The sequence below is a fragment of the Streptomyces sp. AN091965 genome, from assembly GCF_022698285.1.
Taxonomy (GTDB): Bacteria; Actinomycetota; Actinomycetes; order Streptomycetales; family Streptomycetaceae; genus Streptomyces.
The window spans coordinates 5,228,829-5,246,881 of record NZ_JALDMY010000001.1; the positions used below are offsets into that span (position 1 = coordinate 5,228,829).

14 protein-coding genes are annotated in these 18,053 nt (G+C 72.1%); 5 read left to right on the forward strand and 9 right to left on the reverse strand.

The window, feature by feature from the left end:
* Positions 1-28 precede the first annotated feature (28 nt).
* The 6 genes from MQV74_RS22180 to MQV74_RS22205 form a co-directional block, all read right to left on the reverse strand.
* On the reverse strand, positions 29-1,537 hold the full coding sequence (locus MQV74_RS22180) for an FG-GAP repeat protein (protein WP_242720220.1): 1,509 nt from the start codon (positions 1,535-1,537) through the stop codon (positions 29-31).
* A gap of 132 nt (positions 1,538-1,669) precedes the next feature.
* Positions 1,670-2,233 (reverse strand): hypothetical protein, encoded by a 564-nt coding sequence (locus MQV74_RS22185; RefSeq protein ID WP_242720222.1) that lies wholly within the window; start codon positions 2,231-2,233, stop codon positions 1,670-1,672.
* A 377-nt stretch (positions 2,234-2,610) separates the two neighbouring features.
* On the reverse strand, positions 2,611-4,050 hold the full coding sequence (locus MQV74_RS22190; RefSeq protein WP_242720224.1) for an FG-GAP and VCBS repeat-containing protein: 1,440 nt from the start codon (positions 4,048-4,050) through the stop codon (positions 2,611-2,613).
* A gap of 48 nt (positions 4,051-4,098) precedes the next feature.
* Entirely contained in the window at positions 4,099-5,529 is a 1,431-nt protein-coding gene (locus tag MQV74_RS22195) for an FG-GAP-like repeat-containing protein (RefSeq protein ID WP_242720226.1), read from the reverse strand.
* 101 nt (positions 5,530-5,630) lie between these two features.
* Positions 5,631-6,941: an FG-GAP repeat domain-containing protein gene (locus MQV74_RS22200; RefSeq protein WP_242720227.1), complete on the reverse strand. Its 1,311-nt coding sequence runs from the start codon at positions 6,939-6,941 to the stop codon at positions 5,631-5,633.
* Between the two features lie 112 nt (positions 6,942-7,053).
* On the reverse strand, positions 7,054-9,345 hold the full coding sequence (locus MQV74_RS22205; protein WP_242720229.1) for a (Fe-S)-binding protein: 2,292 nt from the start codon (positions 9,343-9,345) through the stop codon (positions 7,054-7,056).
* Positions 9,346-9,658: 313 nt separating this feature from the next.
* Here MQV74_RS22205 and dnaK point away from each other — a divergent pair, with 313 nt between their 5' ends.
* The 4 genes from dnaK to MQV74_RS22225 all read left to right on the forward strand — a co-directional run bounded on the left by dnaK (position 9,659) and on the right by MQV74_RS22225 (position 14,041).
* Positions 9,659-11,527: a molecular chaperone DnaK gene (gene dnaK / locus MQV74_RS22210; RefSeq protein WP_242720231.1), complete on the forward strand. Its 1,869-nt coding sequence runs from the start codon at positions 9,659-9,661 to the stop codon at positions 11,525-11,527.
* Positions 11,527-12,273, forward strand: a complete 747-nt coding sequence (grpE, locus tag MQV74_RS22215) for a nucleotide exchange factor GrpE (RefSeq protein WP_242720233.1) — start codon at positions 11,527-11,529, stop codon at positions 12,271-12,273. Before dnaK ends, grpE begins: the two co-directional genes overlap by 1 nt.
* 120 nt (positions 12,274-12,393) lie before the next feature.
* A complete protein-coding gene (dnaJ, locus tag MQV74_RS22220) occupies positions 12,394-13,581 on the forward strand; it encodes a molecular chaperone DnaJ (RefSeq protein WP_242720235.1) in 1,188 nt (395 codons plus the stop codon).
* 4 nt (positions 13,582-13,585) lie between these two features.
* Positions 13,586-14,041, forward strand: a complete 456-nt coding sequence (locus tag MQV74_RS22225) for a heat shock protein transcriptional repressor HspR (RefSeq protein WP_030682652.1) — start codon at positions 13,586-13,588, stop codon at positions 14,039-14,041.
* Between the two features lie 96 nt (positions 14,042-14,137).
* On the opposite strand, the gene MQV74_RS22230 is transcribed toward MQV74_RS22225, so the two are convergent.
* Positions 14,138-14,866 (reverse strand): fibronectin type III domain-containing protein, encoded by a 729-nt coding sequence (locus tag MQV74_RS22230; RefSeq protein WP_242720237.1) that lies wholly within the window; start codon positions 14,864-14,866, stop codon positions 14,138-14,140.
* Positions 14,867-15,106: 240 nt separating this feature from the next.
* Here MQV74_RS22230 and MQV74_RS22235 point away from each other — a divergent pair, with 240 nt between their 5' ends.
* Positions 15,107-15,613, forward strand: coding sequence for a hypothetical protein (locus MQV74_RS22235; RefSeq protein ID WP_242720239.1), 507 nt, complete (start codon positions 15,107-15,109; stop codon positions 15,611-15,613).
* A gap of 217 nt (positions 15,614-15,830) precedes the next feature.
* Here the strand turns inward: MQV74_RS22235 and MQV74_RS22240 are convergent, their stop codons facing one another.
* Positions 15,831-16,892, reverse strand: coding sequence for a helix-turn-helix transcriptional regulator (locus MQV74_RS22240; protein WP_242720241.1), 1,062 nt, complete (start codon positions 16,890-16,892; stop codon positions 15,831-15,833).
* 14 nt (positions 16,893-16,906) lie between these two features.
* Complete coding sequence (locus MQV74_RS41200) at positions 16,907-17,938, reverse strand: helix-turn-helix transcriptional regulator (RefSeq protein ID WP_242720243.1); 1,032 nt, start codon at positions 17,936-17,938, stop codon at positions 16,907-16,909.
* Positions 17,939-18,053 lie beyond the last annotated feature (115 nt).

Consider the following 18,053-nt stretch of genomic DNA (forward strand, 5'->3'; position numbering starts at 1 on the left):
CGGGCCCGGCCGTGGTGACATAGGGCTATCAGTCGGCGAAGTTCGAGCCCAAGCGGGGGGTGCCGGTGGACGGGAGGCCCGCTGTGCCGGGGTAGATGCCGGAGGTGCCCCTGAGGGAGCCGTCGGGGGCGGAGAGCAGGGGGTAGACGGCGCCGTTGCCGGCGTTCTCGCCGTGGGCGCCCAGGACCACGTCCGCGCGGCCGTCGCCGTTCAGGTCGTCGGCGTGCACGTCCGTGCCGAGGAAGTCGTGCTTCTCGTTGGAATCCGGTACGCCGGGGCTGTCCTGGGTGAGGAGCCGCGCGCCGCGGCCGCTGAGGCCGGAGCCGTTCGCGCGGCCGTACAGGACGGTCACCGCGCCCGCGTCCTTGATGCCGTCGACGGTCTCGCCGGGGGCGCCGACGACCAGGTCGAGGTTGCCGTCGCCGTTGATGTCGCCGAGGTCCAGCTCGTTGCCGAAGCTGTCGCCCTTCTCGCTGCCGCCGGGGACGCCGGAGGTGTTCTGGGTGAACTTGTCGCGGTCCCCGTGCGCCGGGCCCCGCGCCCCGCCGTGCACGACGTGCACCGCGCCGCCCTTGGCCGCGCCCGGGATACCGCTGTCCCAGTAGTTGCCGACGACGACGTCGTCGTAGCCGTCCTTGTCGGTGTCGCCCAGGTCCGTGATGATGCCGGGAAGCAGCTTCTGCGCGGCGGCCACCTTGAGGCCGGAACGGGAGCCGGGGATCCACCAGTTGGCGTCGTAGCCGCGCTGGGTGTCGTTCTCGTAGCCGTTGACGATCAGGTCGTCCTTGCCGTCGCCGTTGGCGTCCCCGGAGTGCAGGTTCTGCACGCCGACCTCGCCGTTGCCGTGGATGCGAGGGGTGACGGTGTAGTGGCCGCCGGTCCGGCCCGCGCGGGTGAAGCCGCCGCGGTAGACGTCGACGACCGCCGTCGTCACCGTGCCCATGGCGATGTCGTCCTTGCCGTCGCCGTCGAAGTCACCGGCCTGGAGGACGCCGCCGAAGTGGTCGTGCTTGCTGGGGCGCGGGTCCTTCAGGGTCGTGCCGCCCCGCAGGCCGATGGCCGAGCCCCACAGGATCTGGAGGCTGCCGCCGTCCTTGTCCCGGCCGACGTCCTCGCCGGAGACGCTCACGAGCAGGTCGTCGTAGCCGTCGCCGTCGAAGTCCCCGTACGCCAGGTCGTTGCCGAACCAGTCCTGCGCCTCGGCGTCCCCGGGGACGTCCTGGCTGTTCTGCGTGTACTTCACGGAACGGTCGACGCCGCTCGCCTTTCCGTACGTGACGACGACGGCGCCCGCCGCCTTCTTGCCGTTCACGTAGGTGAAGGGGGCGGAGGTGGCGATGTCCGCGTAGCCGTCGCCGTCGAAGTCGGCGTCCTCGGCGGGGAGGGCGGCCCGCGGTGCCGCGGTGGCCGTCGGTACGGCGCCCAGGAGGAGCCCGCCGGTGAGCGCCACGGCGGTCGTGGCGGCGGCGAGGCGGAGGTGGTGGCCGGGTCTGTGGGTCCGGGTGTCGCGGGAGGCGGTGCGCTTGCGCTGAGCCATGCGGTGATCTCTCCTGCGGGTCTGATGACGGATGTGCGGGTCCGGCCACGCGTTTGCGTATGCGTTGGCCTGGACCTTGACCTAGGAGAGACCGCCGACGGGGTGTGAGGGTTGTGTGCCCGCCGGGTGAAGTCACCTTGCTGTAATGGGGAGTTGGCGTCGCCGCCAGTACGCGTACGTCAACGCGAGGACCATCGGGCTCCACAGCGTGAACAGGCCGCTGACGACCGCGGCGAGAACGCGCCACCACCCATTCGTGTAAGGGACGTCGGAGAAGCCCCCGATGTGGAACACGCAGAGCACCCAGTCGACCAGCAGCGCGGTGAACAGGAGGCCGCTCAGCGCCGCCGGCACGGCCACGAGCAAGGGCGGCACCCGCCGCCCGCGAAGCTTCGGCACCCAGGCAGGGAAGGTCTCGCCCCACGGCCGCACCAGGCCCCGGCACAGCAGGGCGAACGCCTCGGACAACAGGCTCAGCGACACGACGTAGAGCACGCTCAGCCAGCGTGGCCACGTCTCGGCCGCCACGTCCATGCCCATCCGGTGGCCGAAGCCGATGGGCAGCCGCCACAGGCACACGGGCAGTGCCACGAGGGGGAGCAGGCGGGCGACGCGCTCCGCCCAGAGGGGCACGGGCCGCTCGGTCTCCCCGGTGCCGTGGTCCGCAACCGCCGGCTTCACTTCGCTGATCGCCATGTGGATCAGTCTTGTTGGCCACCGGCACACCGGGATCGTGCTGTCGCGCGATGTTCGCCTCCCCCGCGTGGCGGAGGCCCCGGCGCAGGTGTCCGCCACGGGGTGCGGAGTTGGACCTGAGCCCCTGAAGCTGTGTAAGATCAAGGCACAACTTCGGCGCACAACACCGGAGTCGCGCGTCTGTGGTCCAAGGAAAGACGCCCATCATCCGATGGGAAATGTAGGTGCAAGGCCTGCCGGGCGCTCCATGAAGTCGATGGCCCCCTCACTGGTTCAGTGAGGGGGCCATCGGCGTTCACGGGGTTCCGGAGGGGGGACGCCGGTGCCGGGGCCACGCGCACCGGCGCGCGGCCCCGGCCCGTACGGGGGCGGTGGGGCTAGCGGCCCAGGACCGTGCCGTACTTGTGGGCTCCCTTGAGGGAGAGCTTGCCCGGGGTGACGGTGACCTGGGCCGGGTTGGGGCCGTCCTTCGGGGTCCGGCCGTACCAGACGCCGCCCGTCGCCGCGTCCTCGCCGGGCGCGCCGACCGCCGTGTCGGGGTAGCCGTCGCCGTTGAAGTCACCGGTGGCGACGGCCGCGCCGAAGCCGTCGCCCGCTTCGGCCGTGCCGGGGACGCCCGCCGAGTTCTGGGTGAAGGACGGGCCCACGAACGGCTTGCCGGTGCCCGCGGAGGCCAGCGTCCAGTAGCTGCCCGCCTTCTTCGCGGTGCCCACCGTCTCCGTGTCGGCGCCCACGATCAGCTCGTCGATGCCGTCCCGGTCGAGGTTGCCCACGGCCAGGTGCGCGCCGAAGTCGTCCTCGATCTCGGCGGTGCCGCCGACCCCGGGGGAGTCCTGCGTGGTGCAGGCGACCGGGCCGCCGAGCGCGGCGTCCTTCTTGCCGTAGACCGTGGCGATCGCGCCGCCCACCGGGTTCTGGCAGAACGCCTCGCTCGGGTCCTCCGACTCGGGGTTGGCCTGTACGCCGCCCAGGGCCAGGTCCGTCGTGCCGTCGCCGTCGAAGTCGCCCGCGGCAAGGGCGGTCGACCCGTTGGCGGTGGACCACTGGGGCTTCCACTCGCCGGAGGCGCGGCTGACGACCTTGGTGCCCAGGATCTCCATGCCGCCGTACGCCAGCGCCAGGTCGTCGCGCCCGTCGCCGTCGAAGTCACCGGTCGTGACCGCGCGCGGGCCGCCGAAGTGCCAGCTGTCGATGCGCGACAGCTTCGCGGGCGTGCCCGCCTTGAACGGGCCGGGGCGCAGCATCAGCGCGCTGGACTCGTCGAAGTGGCTGTTCAGGACGATGTCCTGCTTGCCGTCGCCGTTGAAGTCGCCGGTGGTGAGGACGGCACCCAGGCTGTTGTCGGAGTAGTCGCCGCCGGCGGCCGTGAAGCCGCCTTTGATGCCGGACTTCGAGCCCCACAGGACGGTGACGGTGCCCGTGCTCAGCTTGGCGCCGCTGTCCTCGTCGGGGGTGCCGACGACGATGTCCGTGATGCCGTCGCCGTTCATGTCGGCGGGCTTCACCGTGCGGCCGAAGCCGTCGCCCTTCTCGGCGTTGCCGGGGACACCGGCCGAGTCCTGGCTGATGGTCGCCGAACCGTGCTTGCCGAGGCCGTTCTTGCCGCCCCAGACCACGTTCACGTATCCGGCCTTGGTCTTGCCGCCGACGGTCGCGTCGGGGACGCCGACCGCGAGGTCCGCGAAGCCGTCGCCGTTGAAGTCGGCCTTTGGCCGGGGCGCGGGCTCGGCCGCCGCGGCGGGCGTGACGGACAGGCCCGCGACACCGATCACGGTCGCGGCGCACAGCACCGCGGCCGACAGGGTCTTCTTGCGCAAGGTTGCTCCAACTGTGCTGGGAGAGATGGGGAAGGGGGAGGGGCAGGTTCAGCGAAGCGTTTCGCCGAAGGCGCTGCCGACGCCGCCCGCGCCCGCGGGCAGCCGTACGCCGACGTCGGAGCCGTTGAACGAGGTCGCGTGCGAGGCCGTGACGCCGCCCGAGGAGCCGCGCAGGACCCACACGGCGCCCGCGTCCCGCCGCGCGGCGGAGCCCGAGCCGATGTCCTCGCCGCCGGCGCCGACCACCAGGTCCGCCTTGCCGTCCTTGGTGACGTCCTTCAGGCGGACGGTCGAGCCGAACACGTCGCCCTTCTCGCCGACGCCGGGCACCTCGGGTGTGTCCTGGTGCCGGCTGCGGCCGTCCCGCAGGCCGCGCGCGCCGCCCTTGAGGACGACGACACTGCCCGCGTGCCGCGGGGCCGCCTCGCCGGACGTCTCGCCCGGCACGCCGACGGCGACGTCCGCGCGGCCGTCGCCGGTCACGTCGCCCGCGGCCACCGACCAGCCGAACGCGTCGTCGGTCTCAGCGGTCCCGGGCACGCCCGCACTGTCCTGCGTGTACGTCACGGGCTCGCCCAACTTCGCGTCGGCGCCGAAGCGGACACTGATCGCGCCGCCCCTGGCCGCGCGCGGGTTGCCGGTGACCAGGTCGTCGTAGCCGTCGCCGTTGACGTCGCCCACGGCGAGCGGGTCGCGCGAGGCACTCGGGGCGCTGCCCTCGGCGAGGACGCCGGACCAGTAGCCGAGATCGCCCGCGCTGCCCACCATGTAGGCGGTGTAGGCGCCACCGTCCGCGCGCTCGCCGGTGAGGACGTACGTATAGCCGTCCTTGGACGTGAAGTGGCCCGCGGTCATGTTGTCCAGGCGGACGCCCTCGGGCAGGAAGTCGACCTCGAGGCCGATCGCGCGGCCGTCCTGCGGGAGGCCGCTGTCGGGGTAGTACCACCAGCTGTTCCCGCTGATCACGGCGAGGTTGGCGGCCTCGCCGCCGTCGAAGTCGACGAACACGGCGGCCTCGCCGAAGCGGTGCTCGCTGCCGGCCGGGGCGGTGAGCGTCCTCCCGCCCTTCTTGAAGCCGTCCCTGCCGCCCCAGACGATCGTGACCGTGCCCTCGGGCTTGCCCGCCGTCTTCTCGCCCGGCGCGCCGACGATCAGGTCCGCGTAGCCGTCGCTGTTCACGTCCCCGCTGGTGACGCTCTCGCCGAACTCGTCGCCCTGCTCGGTGACTCCGGGCACCCCGGCCGTGTTCTGCGTGACGGTCGTGGACCGGCGCTCGTCGACGCCCGCCGCCGAACCGTAGGACACGGTCACGGAATTGGCCCCCGGCGTCCCGATCACCAGGTCGCGGTGGCCGTCGCCGTTGAAGTCGTCCTTGCGGACGGTGGGCGCGGCGGCGGCCGTCCCGGCCAACGGCAGCGTGGCACCGGCGCCGGCGAGGGCGACCGCGGTCGCCGTGAGGGCCAGGTTCCTTGCGCGCACGAACGCTCCCCGTGAGTGAAGTGGTCCTTCCGGGGATGTGACCGGCGGGCTGTACGAATGGTTGTGCGAGGTCGGCTGTGAAGTGAACCGGACCTTGCGGGCTAGCGGTTGGTGAACAGCGTGGTGGAGAAGGCGAGGCCCGGCTTCCGCTCCACCAGGGCGCCGGACCGCACGCCCCGGTACACCGCCACGCGGTCCGTGCCCCCGCCCCGGCCCGGGGCCGTCCGTACGACCACGTCCGCGCGGCGGTCGCCGTCGACGTCGGCCACCTTCAGGACCTGGACGTCGTCGCCTCCGCCCGCGGGGGCGAACGTCGCCGTGGGGCGGGCCGGGAGGCCCGTGGCGCGGCCCCGGTAGAGCCACACCTCGCCGGGGCGGCCCCCGGTCACGACGAGCTCGCTGCGGCCGTCGCCGTCGAGGTCGCCGGTGCGCACAAAGGCGTCGCGCACCGGGAGGGTGGCCCGCGCGGTGCCGGGCACGTCGTAGCGCAGGGCGATGCCGCGCGGCCCCGGGAGCGCCGCGTCCACCGCACGGCCGCCGCGGAAGGCGCCGAAGACCGTGTCCGTGCCCGCGGGGAGCAGCGCCCCGGTGCGGCTCGGCCCCTGGGGGCCGCCGAGGACCAGGCCGCCGCGGGACGCGCCCGCCTCGGCGCGGACCACCAGGTCGTCGTAGCCGTCGCGGTTCACGTCCACGGCGGGGCCGCCCGTCACCAGCTCGTTGCCGGGCGCGGTGAGCGGGGCCGCGGCCGCGCGCGGCCCGCCCGCGCGGGTGAAGGGGCCGCGCAGGAAGGTCAGACGGGCGCCGCTCGCGTGCAGGACGAGGTCCTGGGCGCCGTCCCCGTCGAAGTCGCCGCACACCGGCTGGTCCGGCCAGTCGTTGCCGAGCCGGGCCCGCGCGGGCACCCGGAGCTTGACGGCCTTGCCGGTCAGGCCCTTCGGGGAGCCGAAGAGGAGCTGGAGCGGCACCGGCGGCTGCCCCTGGCCGTCGTAGGGCGGATCCGTCGACACCACCAGGTCGGTGAACCCGTCCCCGTCCAGGTCGCAGGCCGCCTCGGACTCGAACGCGGCGGGCCGCTCGCCCCGCGTACGGGCGCTGTTGGCGCGCACGGTCAGCAGCTGCCGGGTGCCGGGGGCGAGTCCGGCGCGGCCGCCGTACACGATGCCGATGCCGGGGTCGTCGCCGTGCCCGCGGTGCGCCAGGTCGTCGAGGACGAGGTCGCGGGCGCCGTCGCCGTTGAAGTCGTCGGGCACCTTGCTGCCCTTGCCCTGCGGGACGGCCTTGTGGGGCGCGCCGCGGGCCGTGAGTCCTTCGGGCGCGGGGCGGGCGTGGGACTCGCCGTCGCCGCCGCAGCCCGCGAGGACCAGGGCGCCGCCGACGGCGGCGGCCAGCAGTCGTATACCGGATCTCCTCAAGCCACCCACCCCTGAGTCACCACAGTCGTCATGAGCACCACAGGTTTACACGAACGACGAAGGGCCGGTTCCGCCAGGGCGGAACCGGCCCGTTACGACCGTCTTGTACGGCTCACTTCACCGGCTCGGGCTCCGGCTCGCTCTCCGTCTCGGCCTCGCCCGCCGGGGGCGGGTCGTCGGCCGGGGCCTTCACCGAGTCGAGCAGGAGCTGCGCGATGTCGACGACCTGGAGCGACTCCTTGGCCGCTCCGTCGTTCTTCTTGCCGTTCACCGAGTCCGTGAGCATGACGAGGCAGAACGGGCAGGCCGTCGACACGATGTCCGGGTTGAGGCTGAGCGCCTCGTCCACGCGCTCCGTGTTGATGCGCTTGCCGATCCGCTCCTCCATCCACATCCGCGCGCCGCCCGCGCCGCAGCAGAAGCCGCGCTCCTTGTGGCGGTGCATCTCCTGCTGGCGCAGGCCGGGGACGGCGGACATGATCTCGCGCGGGGGCGTGTAGACCTTGTTGTGCCGGCCCAGGTAGCACGGGTCGTGGTAGGTGATCAGACCCTCGACCGGGGTGACCGGGACGAGCTTGCCCTCGTCGATGAGGTGCTGGAGCAGCTGGGTGTGGTGGATGACCTCGTAGTCGCCGCCGAGCTGCGGGTACTCGTTCGCGATGGTGTTGAAGCAGTGCGGGCAGGTGGAGACGATCTTCTTCGCCGACCGGGGCTTCTTCGTCGACTCGTCCACACCCCCGTCCTCGTCGAGGGACTCGCCGAACGCCATGTTCAGCGAGGCCACGTTCTCGGCGCCCAGCTGCTGGAACAGCGGCTCGTTGCCGAGGCGCCGGGCCGAGTCACCGGTGCACTTCTCGTCGCCGCCCATGATCGCGAACTTGACGCCCGCGATGTGCAGGAGCTCCGCGAAGGCCTTCGTGGTCTTCTTGGCCCGGTCCTCCAGGGCGCCCGCGCAGCCGACCCAGTACAGGTAGTCGACCTCGGTGAGGTCCTCGATGTCCTTGCCGACGACCGGGACCTCGAAGTCGACCTCCTTGGTCCACTCCAGGCGCTGCTTCTTGGCCAAGCCCCAGGGGTTGCCCTTCTTCTCCAGGTTCTTGAGCATCGTGCCCGCCTCGGACGGGAACGCGGACTCGATCATCACCTGGTAGCGGCGCATGTCGACGATGTGGTCGATGTGCTCGATGTCGACCGGGCACTGCTCGACGCAGGCGCCGCAGGTGGTGCAGGACCACAGGACGTCCGGGTCGATGACGCCGTTCTCCTCCAGGGTCCCGATCAGCGGGCGTTCGGCCTCGGCGAGGGCGGTGGCGGGGACGTCGGCGAGCTGCTCGGCCGAGGCCTTCTCCTCGCCCTCCATGGACTTGCCGCCACCGGCCAGCAGGTACGGGGCCTTGGCGTGCGCGTGGTCGCGCAGCGACATGATCAGGAGCTTCGGCGACAGGGGCTTGCCGGTGTTCCAGGCGGGGCACTGCGACTGGCAGCGGCCGCACTCGGTGCAGGTGGAGAAGTCGAGGATGCCCTTCCAGGAGAACTGCTCGACCTGGCTGACGCCGAAGACGGTGTCCTCGTCCGGGTCCTCCCAGTCGATCTCCTTGCCGCCGCTCGTCATCGGCAGGAGCGGGCCGAGCGCGGTGGAGCCGTCGGCCTTCCGCTTGAACCAGATGTTGGGGAAGGCCAGGAAGCGGTGCCAGGCGACGCCCATGTCGGTCTTCAGGGCGACCGTGATCATCCAGATGAAGGAGGTGGCGATCTTCAGGCCCGCGAAGAAGTACGTGAGGTTCTGCAGGGTGGAGACGTCCATGCCCGAGAACCACGAGACGAACGGGTACGAGAGGAAGAACGAGGCCTCGTAGCCGTCCACGTGGTGCTGGGCGCCCTCCAGGGCGTGCAGCATGAAGATGCAGACGCCCACGATGAGGATGACGCCCTCGACGAAGTACGCCTGACCCGTGTTGGAGCCCGCGAAGCGCGACTTGCGGCCCGGCTTGCCCGGCCGGTTCAGCTGCCGGATGACGATCAGCGTCAGGATGCCGAGCACGGTCATGGTGCCGAGGAACTCGACGAAGACGTTGTACGGCGCCCAGTCACCGATGACCGGCAGGATCCAGTCGGCCTTGAAGAGCTGGCCGATGGCGTTCACGATCGTGAGCAGCAGGGAGAAGAAGCCCACCGCCACGAACCAGTGCGCGACGCCGACGATGCCCCACCGGTTCATCCGGGTGTGGCCGAGGAACTCCTTGGCCACGGTGAGGGTGCGCTCGGCGGGCGCGTCGGTCCGGGTGCCTGCGGGCACGGCCTGGCCGAGCCGCACGAACTGGTAGATCTGCAGGATGGCACGGCCGAACAGCGCGACGCCGACCGCGATTAGGACCAGCGACACGATGATCGCGGCGAGTTGCATTTCGGGGCTCCTCAGGCCTGCGAGGCGTCTATTACTAAGCAGTAACTTATGCAGTCCGTCTGAGACTACCCACATACGGTGCGGCCGCGCAGCCAGCCAGGCGGTGATCTGTGTCGCTCAGGCTCCCCTTTCCGCCCTCGCTCGTCTCCGCTCAACCCTTCCGGGCCGGGGGCCGTCTCTCTCCGTGATCCCCGGGTTGCGCGTAAGGGTGGGATAAGAGTTGAGTCCCATCGACTCAGCTCTGTTGACTCGGGGCAACCTGTGGGGCATCCTTGAGTCAGTTCCACTCAAGTAGGTATCTGGAGGCATTGAAATGGCACGTGCGGTCGGCATCGACCTGGGCACGACTAACTCCGTCGTCAGCGTTCTCGAAGGCGGCGAGCCCACCGTCATCACCAACGCCGAAGGCGCCAGGACCACGCCGTCCGTCGTCGCCTTCGCCAAGAACGGTGAGGTCCTGGTGGGCGAGGTCGCCAAGCGCCAGGCGGTCACCAACGTCGACAGGACCATCCGCTCCGTGAAGCGCCACATGGGCACGGACTGGAAGGTCGACATCGATGACAAGAACTTCAACCCGCAGCAGATCAGCGCCTTCATCCTGCAGAAGCTGAAGCGCGACGCCGAGGCGTACCTGGGCGAGAAGGTCACGGACGCGGTCATCACCGTGCCCGCGTACTTCAACGACTCCGAGCGCCAGGCCACCAAGGAGGCCGGCGAGATCGCGGGTCTGAACGTCCTGCGCATTGTCAACGAGCCGACTGCCGCCGCCCTGGCCTACGGCCTCGACAAGGACGACCAGACCATTCTCGTCTTCGACCTCGGTGGCGGCACCTTCGACGTCTCGCTGCTCGAGATCGGCGACGGCGTCGTCGAGGTGAAGGCCACCAACGGCGACAACCACCTCGGTGGTGACGACTGGGATCAGCGCGTCGTCGACTACCTGGTCAAGCAGTTCGCCAACGGCCACGGCGTCGACCTGTCCAAGGACAAGATGGCGCTCCAGCGCCTGCGCGAGGCCGCCGAGAAGGCGAAGATCGAGCTCTCGTCCTCGACCGAGACGACGATCAACCTGCCCTACATCACGGCCTCCGCCGAGGGCCCGCTGCACCTGGACGAGAAGCTCACGCGCGCCCAGTTCCAGCAGCTGACCAGCGACCTCCTGGAGCGCTGCAAGACGCCGTTCCACAACGTGATCAAGGACGCGGGCATCGCCCTCTCCGAGATCGACCACGTGGTCCTCGTCGGCGGCTCCACCCGCATGCCCGCCGTCGCCGAGCTCGTCAAGGAGCTGACCGGTGGCAACGAGGCCAACAAGGGCGTGAACCCGGACGAGGTCGTCGCCATCGGCGCCGCCCTCCAGGCCGGTGTCCTCAAGGGTGAGGTCAAGGACGTCCTGCTCCTCGACGTGACCCCGCTGTCCCTCGGCATCGAGACCAAGGGCGGCATCATGACCAAGCTCATCGAGCGGAACACCACGATTCCGACGAAGCGCTCCGAGATCTTCACGACGGCCGAGGACAACCAGCCGTCCGTGCAGATCCAGGTCTACCAGGGCGAGCGCGAGATCGCGGCGTACAACAAGAAGCTCGGCATGTTCGAGCTGACCGGTCTGCCCCCGGCCCCGCGCGGCGTCCCGCAGATCGAGGTCTCCTTCGACATCGACGCCAACGGAATCATGCACGTGACCGCGAAGGACCTCGGCACGGGCAAGGAGCAGAAGATGACCGTCACCGGTGGCTCCTCGCTGCCGAAGGACGAGGTCAACCGCATGCGCGAAGAGGCCGAGAAGTACGCGGACGAGGACCACGCCCGCCGCGAGGCCGCCGAGTCGCGCAACCAGGGCGAGCAGCTCGTCTACCAGACGGAGAAGTTCCTCAAGGACAACGAGGACAAGGTCCCCGGTGACGTCAAGACCGAGGTCGAGACGGCCGTCGCCGAGCTGAAGGAGAAGCTCAAGGGCGAGGACACCGCGGAGATCCGCACCGCCACGGAGAAGGTCGCCGCCGTCTCCCAGAAGCTGGGCCAGGCCATGTACGCCGACGCCCAGGCCGCGGGCGCGGCCGGCGCCGAAGGTGCCGCCCCCGGCGCCGACGCGCCGAACATGTCCAAGGAGGACGACGTCGTGGACGCCGAGATCGTCGACGACGAGAAGCCCGGTGACGCGAAGGGCGGCGCTGTCTGATGACGGAGGAGACCCCGGGCTTCGGCGACGCCGACCGGCCCGACGTCCCCTCCGGCGCCACCCCTGACGAAGCGGCGCCGCAGGCCGCCGAGCCCTCCACCGAGGAGGGCCCGGCGGCCCCGGCCGGGGACGCAATGCGAGAAGCAGGACTGACGGCCCAGCTGGACCAGGCCCGCTCGGCGCTCGGCGAGCGCACCGCGGACCTCCAGCGGCTCCAGGCCGAGTACCAGAACTACCGCCGCCGCGTGGAGCGGGACAAGGTGACGGTGAAGGAGATCGCCTCGGCGAACCTCCTCTCCGAGCTGCTCCCGACCCTCGACGACGTCGGCCGCGCGCGGGACCACGGCGAGCTGGTCGGCGGCTTCAAGTCGGTGGCCGAATCGCTGGAGACCGTCGTCGCCAAGATGGGCCTCCAGCAGTTCGGCAAGGAGGGCGAGCCCTTCGACCCGACGATCCACGAGGCCCTGATGCACAGCTACGCACCGGACGTCACGGAGACGACGTGCGTCGCGATCCTCCAGCCGGGGTATCGCATCGGCGAGCGCGTCATCCGTCCCGCCCGCGTGGCGGTGGCGGAGCCGCAGCCCGGCGCGCAGACGGTGCAGCCGGACGCGGCCGAGGACGCCGACGGCGAGGGCGGGACGCCCGACGTCGCGGACAAGGCCGAGGCCAAGGACGCGGGCCGGCCCGCCGACCAGGCCGACAAGGCCGAGAGCAAGGAGAACGGTGGCCCGGACAAGGGCTGACGTTGACACGGACGGCGACGTCGGCCGCGGCCGGGCCCCCGGCGACCATGATGGTCGCGGACCCGGCGTCGCGGTCGGCGTCGGCGTCGACCTGACGACGAGGAAGGAGGGACGTCGGGGATGAGCACCAAGGACTTCATCGAGAAGGACTTCTACAAGGTCCTCGGCGTCCCCAAGGACGCCACCGAAGCCGAGATCAAGAAGGCGTACCGGAAGCTCGCCCGCGAGAACCACCCGGACGCCAACAAGGGCAACGCGAAGGCCGAGGAGCGCTTCAAGGAGATCTCCGAGGCGAACGACGTCCTCGGCGACCCGAAGAAGCGCAAGGAGTACGACGAGGCCCGCGCGCTCTTCGGCAACGGCGGATTCAGGCCAGGCCCCGGAGCGGGCGGCGGCACGTTCAACTTCGACCTGGGCGACCTCTTCGGAGGCGGCGCCCCGGGCGGCGGTGGAGCGGGCGCCGGCGGCTTCGGCGGCGGCCTAGGTGACGTCTTCGGGGGCCTGTTCAACCGCGGTGGCGCGGGCACGGGGACGCGTACGCAGCCGCGCCGCGGCCAGGACATCGAGTCCGAGGTCACGCTGAGCTTCACGGAGGCGGTGGAGGGCGCGACGGTTCCGCTGCGCATGTCCTCGCAGGCCGCCTGCAAGGCGTGCTCGGGCACCGGCGACAAGAACGGCACGCCGCGCGTGTGCCCCACCTGTGTGGGCACGGGCCAGGTCTCCCGGGGCGGCGGTGGCGGGTTCTCCCTCACCGACCCCTGCGTGGACTGCAAGGGCCGCGGCCTGATCGCCGAGACGCCCTGCGAGGTGTGCCACGGCAGCGGCCGCGCGAAGTCGTCGCGGACGATGCAGGTGCGCATCCCGGCGGGCGTCAGCGACGGCCAGCGGATCCGGCTGCGCGGCAAGGGCGCGCCCGGTGAGCGCGGCGGCCCCGCGGGCGATCTGTACGTGGTCGTCCATGTGGACGCCCACCCGGTCTTCGGCCGCAAGGGCGAGAACCTCACGGTGACGGTCCCGGTGACCCTCTCCGAGGCCGCGCTCGGCGGCGAGGTGCGGGTGCCCACGCTCGGCGGCGTGCCCGTCACCCTGAAGCTGCCCCCGGGCACGCCGAACGGACGCACGATGCGGGTGCGCGGCAAGGGCCCCGCCCGCAAGGACGGCACCCCCGGCGACCTGCTCGTCACGGTGGAGGTGTCCGTACCGACGACGCTGTCCCCCGAGGCGAAGGAAGCCCTGGAGGAGTACCGCAAGGCGACTGCGGATCTCGATCCGCGGGCAGAACTGTTCAAGGCCGCGAAGGGAGCGTGACCTCATGGAGCGGGACGGCCGCCGACGCAACCCGTATCAGCTGACGGACGAGACCCCGGTGTACGTCATCTCGGTGGCGGCCCAGCTCTCCGGTCTCCACCCCCAGACCCTGCGGCAGTACGACCGCCTGGGCCTGGTCTCGCCCGACCGCACCGCCGGCCGGGGCCGGCGGTACTCCGCCCGGGACATCGAGCTGCTCCGCACCGTCCAGCAGCTCTCCCAGGAGGAGGGCATCAACCTCGCGGGCATCAAGCGCATCATCGAGCTGGAGAACCAGGTCGCGGCGCTCCAGTCCCGGGTCGCCGAGCTGTCGGCGGCCGTCGAGGGCGCGGCCGCCGCGATGCAGCAGCGCGAGGCCCAGGTCCACGCCTCCTACCGCCGCGACCTGGTGCCGTACCAGGACGTGCAGCAGGCGAGCGCGCTCGTGGTGTGGCGGCCGAAGAGGTCGCCGGAGCAGTAGCCCGCCGGAAGTCCGGCACGCGCAGGCCGGGCGCCCGCCCACGAGTCGTTCGTGGGCGGGCGCCCGGCCTTCGTCGTGCCGGGGCGGCCGTGCGGCTCAGCCGTCGCCGGGCGTCGGCGACGGCTCCCCGGGGGACGGCGAGCCGGTCGGCGGCTGCGTCGGCGGCAGGGTCGGCTCGGTCGGGCGGCTGGTGGCCATGGCGGCCTTGGAGGCGTTGCCCGCGGCGTCGACCGCCTTCACCCAGTAGACGGCCGGGCGGTCCCCGCCCGGGGCCCCGGTGTCGCGGAACGAGGTCGTCGTGGACGTGCCGATCTTCTTGAGCGGCGCGTGCGGGGACTCCGAGCGGTACACCGTGTACGACACCGCTTCGGTGCCGTCGCGCCAGGCCAGGGCTACACCGGGCCCGTCGTCGGGCGTGACGACGGAGAGCTGCTCGGGCGGCAGTGGCGCGATGGTGTCCCGGGCCGCCCGCGCGGCCGAGGAGTACGGCGAGGTCTTGCCGCCGGAACCGACGGCCTTGACCTTGTAGGCGTACGGCACGTCGGGTACGACCCGCCCGTCGGTGTACTTCGGCGTCGTCACGGTGCCGAGGCGGGTGAAGGCGCCGTCGGCCTCGGCCCGGTACACCTCGTACGTGCGAGCGCCCGAAGAGGCGTCCCAGGTCACCGAGTTGGCGCGCTCGCCGGACACGGCCCTGAGCTTCTCGGGGGCCTTGGGCGCGGTGCCCGAGGCGGGGGCGGCGGTGGCGCCGCCGGACCCGGTGTCGAGCGCGGCGCCCAGGCCGAGCCCCGCGGCGAGCACGGCGGCGGCCGCCGCCGACGGCACGGCGAACGAGCGGAGACGGGATCTTCGCGGGGAGGGAGACGGGGAGGGAGACGAGGGGTGAGACACGGCTGGCAGTCCCTTTCCAGGAGTGACGGGAGGTGCACACGTGGGGGGAGAAACCGCTGGTCCGTGGGGGACGGGGCACTCTAGCGAGGAGCCGTAGGGGAACGATAGACGGCGCGCCGCACTCCTATAGTTGGCAGGCTGTCGTGTCTCTTCCGCGGGAAAGCTGGATTCTCCATGGCCATGGTCGGGCTGTTCTGGATCGCCGAGGGCGATGTGTACGTGGGCTCGAAGCCGTCCGGGCTCGCTCCCGGGGTCCGGCTGACACCCGAGGGGGTGGCCGGGCTCGGGCACCAGCAGTCGGGCCTGTGGCTCTGGGACGACGTACGGGCGCTGAGCATCGAGGACGTCCCGGTGAAGTCGCTGAAGCGGCAGGTCGGGATGGTGGTGGACATGGCGCTCACGGTCGGGCTCGGCGGCGGTGAGGACGCGCCCTCGATGACCGTGTGCGTGGAGACCGCCGACCAGGAGGTCGAGCTGACCGCGTACGTGGCGGCGGCGTACGGCTACTCCCAGAAGGAGTACGACCTGTCCCGCGCCCTGCTCGCCCGGCTCACGGAGGGGGCCGCCACGCTGCTGACCACGCTGTCGGCGATGGCCGAGTGGGGGCGCTCGCACGAGGGCGGCACGCCGCGCCGCGAGCTGCGCGAGCGCCTGCTGCGGGAGTGGGCGGGTCAGGCGTAGGCGCCCGGTCCGCGGGGCGCGTGGCTGCCCCGGCCCGCCACGGAAACGTGGCGGGCCGGGGCATCTTAGGGAAGCGCGACCCCGCGGGGGGAGACCACAACAGAGCCGCTGCGGTCATCACCATGCAGTGCCGCGCCCACGCTCCGCTACCGTCAACTTGTTGCGGTGCAAGGGGCGGGGGCGGGGGCAAGTAGCCGCAATTGCGGACGTTCGTGATTCAGCGGCTACGGCCGGGGCCGTGGGATCCGCGGGGGCCGCCCGGGTCCGTGGGGCCGAGGAGGCCCGACTGGCCGATGCGGTAGCCGAGTTGGGTGCGGCCCGTGCTGCCGAGGACCTCGGCCAGCTTGGAGATGTGGACGCGTACGGTCCGCACGTTCATGCCGAGGCGTTCGGCGATGCCCGCGTCCGTGAGGCCCTCCGTGAGCAGTTCGGCGATGGCGCGCTGGCGGGCGGTGACGCCGTCCCGCGCGGGCTGCGGCGCCGGATGCGGGAACAGGGGCGTCGCCAGGCGCCACAGGCGGTCGAAGAGCGCGGCCAGATAGCGGGCCAGGGCGGGCACGCGGATCTCCAGGGCCAGGGCGCGGTCCCGGTCGGCGGGGACGAAGGCGACCGCGCGGTCGAAGACGACGAGCTGGGCCGTGACCTCGCTCAGCGTGCGGACCTCCACGTCGCCCGCCAGCTCCTCGAAGCGGGCGAGCACGGGGAAGGCGTGCCGGGCCGTGTGCTGGTACAGGGTGCGCAGCCGGCAGCCGCGGGACAGCAGCGGCTGTTCGCGCGGCGGCGCCGAGCCCAGGTCCCAGACGCGGTGGAACCCGCCCGGCTGCACGGTCAGGACCTCGTCGGCGCAGGTGTCCGCGGCCCGGCAGACGGCGTCGGTGATCCGGGGCACGCCCCTGAGCAGGGTGATCGCGGAACTCCTGGGCGGTGCGCCACGGTCCGGTGGAGCGGGCGCGGCCGTCCGCTCCGCCGCCCGGCGCGCGAGGGCGAGCAGCGGCTCGAAGGCGGCGGTCAGCTCGGCCTCGCGGCGCCGTTCGTGCGCCACGTCCTCCTCGATGCCGCGCAGCAGCCGCAGCAGGGCGCGCGAGGGGGCGCTGGGCAGCAGCCACGCCATGTCGTCGAGGTCGGGGTGCAGGAGGCCGAAGTCGACCAGGCAGGGCGCGCGTTCCGCGTCCCGCGCGGGTACGCGGCGCTCGCGCAGGGCCCGGGCGTAGAGCGCGGCCCCCGCGGCGCACCACGCGTCGGCCCCGTGCGGGCGGTGCCGCTCGTCCCCCGGGGGCATGTCGGTCCTCCCTCTCACCGGCCGGGTGAGAAACGCCGTGAGGAATGGCGTTCGAGTATTCCGGACTGGCTTATGAGAAAGCCGAGTTGGGTCCGGCTCGTACTGCCGAGGACCTGCGCCACCTTGGCGATGTGGACGCGTACGGTACGGACGTTCAGATCCGTGCGCGTGGCGATTTCCGTGTCGGTGAGGCCTTCGGTGAGAAGGCGTGCGATCTCCAGCTGCACCGGTGAGATCGCCTTGTCGGGCAGGGGCGGGGCGTCTTCCCGGTACAGCGGCCGCGCGAGCCGCCAGAGAATGTCGAAGGCGCTCGCGACGTACGAGATGAGTGCGGGCGAGCGCACTTCGAAGGAGATCTCGCCGCCGGGGTCCGCCGGAATGAACGCGACGCGCCGGTCGAAGAGGATGAGGCAGGGCGGGAGTTCGTCGAGCGTGCGGGCCTCGCCGTCGGCTGCGGGCCCCAGCGGATGCGTCCGGGGCGGCGGCGCGCCGCCCCGCGGCGGCCGGGCGAGGGTGCGCAGCTGCCCGCCGCGTGCGACGAACTCGGCCATGCGCCACGGCTCGTCGTGGGGCAGCAGGCGCGGCCTCGGGCCGCTCGGCTGGACCGCGAGCAGCTCCTCGCGGGCGTCGGCGAGGGCCTGCCGCACGGCCGTCCTGATCCTCGGCACGCCCTGGAGGACGGTGAGGTGCGCCGCCGCCGAGTCCGGGTCGGGGACCGGCTCCGCCCGGATGAGCGGTTCGAAGGCGGCCGCGAGCCGGGCGGCCCGGGCGCGGTGCCGTGCCACGCGCCGCTCGATGTCCTCAAGGAGCCGGGGCAGGGCCACGACGGGCGCGGCGGGCAGCAGCCACGCCGGGTCGCCCGCCGGGTCCGCGCGCAGCAGGCCGAAGGGGCGCAGACAGTCGGCGTGGGCCGCGCCGGCGGGGACGCGGCCGTCGTGCAGGGCCCGGGCGTACAGGGCCCGCGCCTGCTCGCAGAGGACGTCGTGGCCGTGCGGCGGGTGGGCCGAAGGGCCCGCGTCCGTCTCGCGCATCGCTCCGTCCGGCACGGCGCTCCCCTTGCTCCTCCCGCCGGTGCGGCACGTGAGTGGCCATTGTTGCCAACGCGGCAACTGCCTTCAATGGCGGGGCTATTCCTAGCATTCCACAGCCAATTATTCAGAC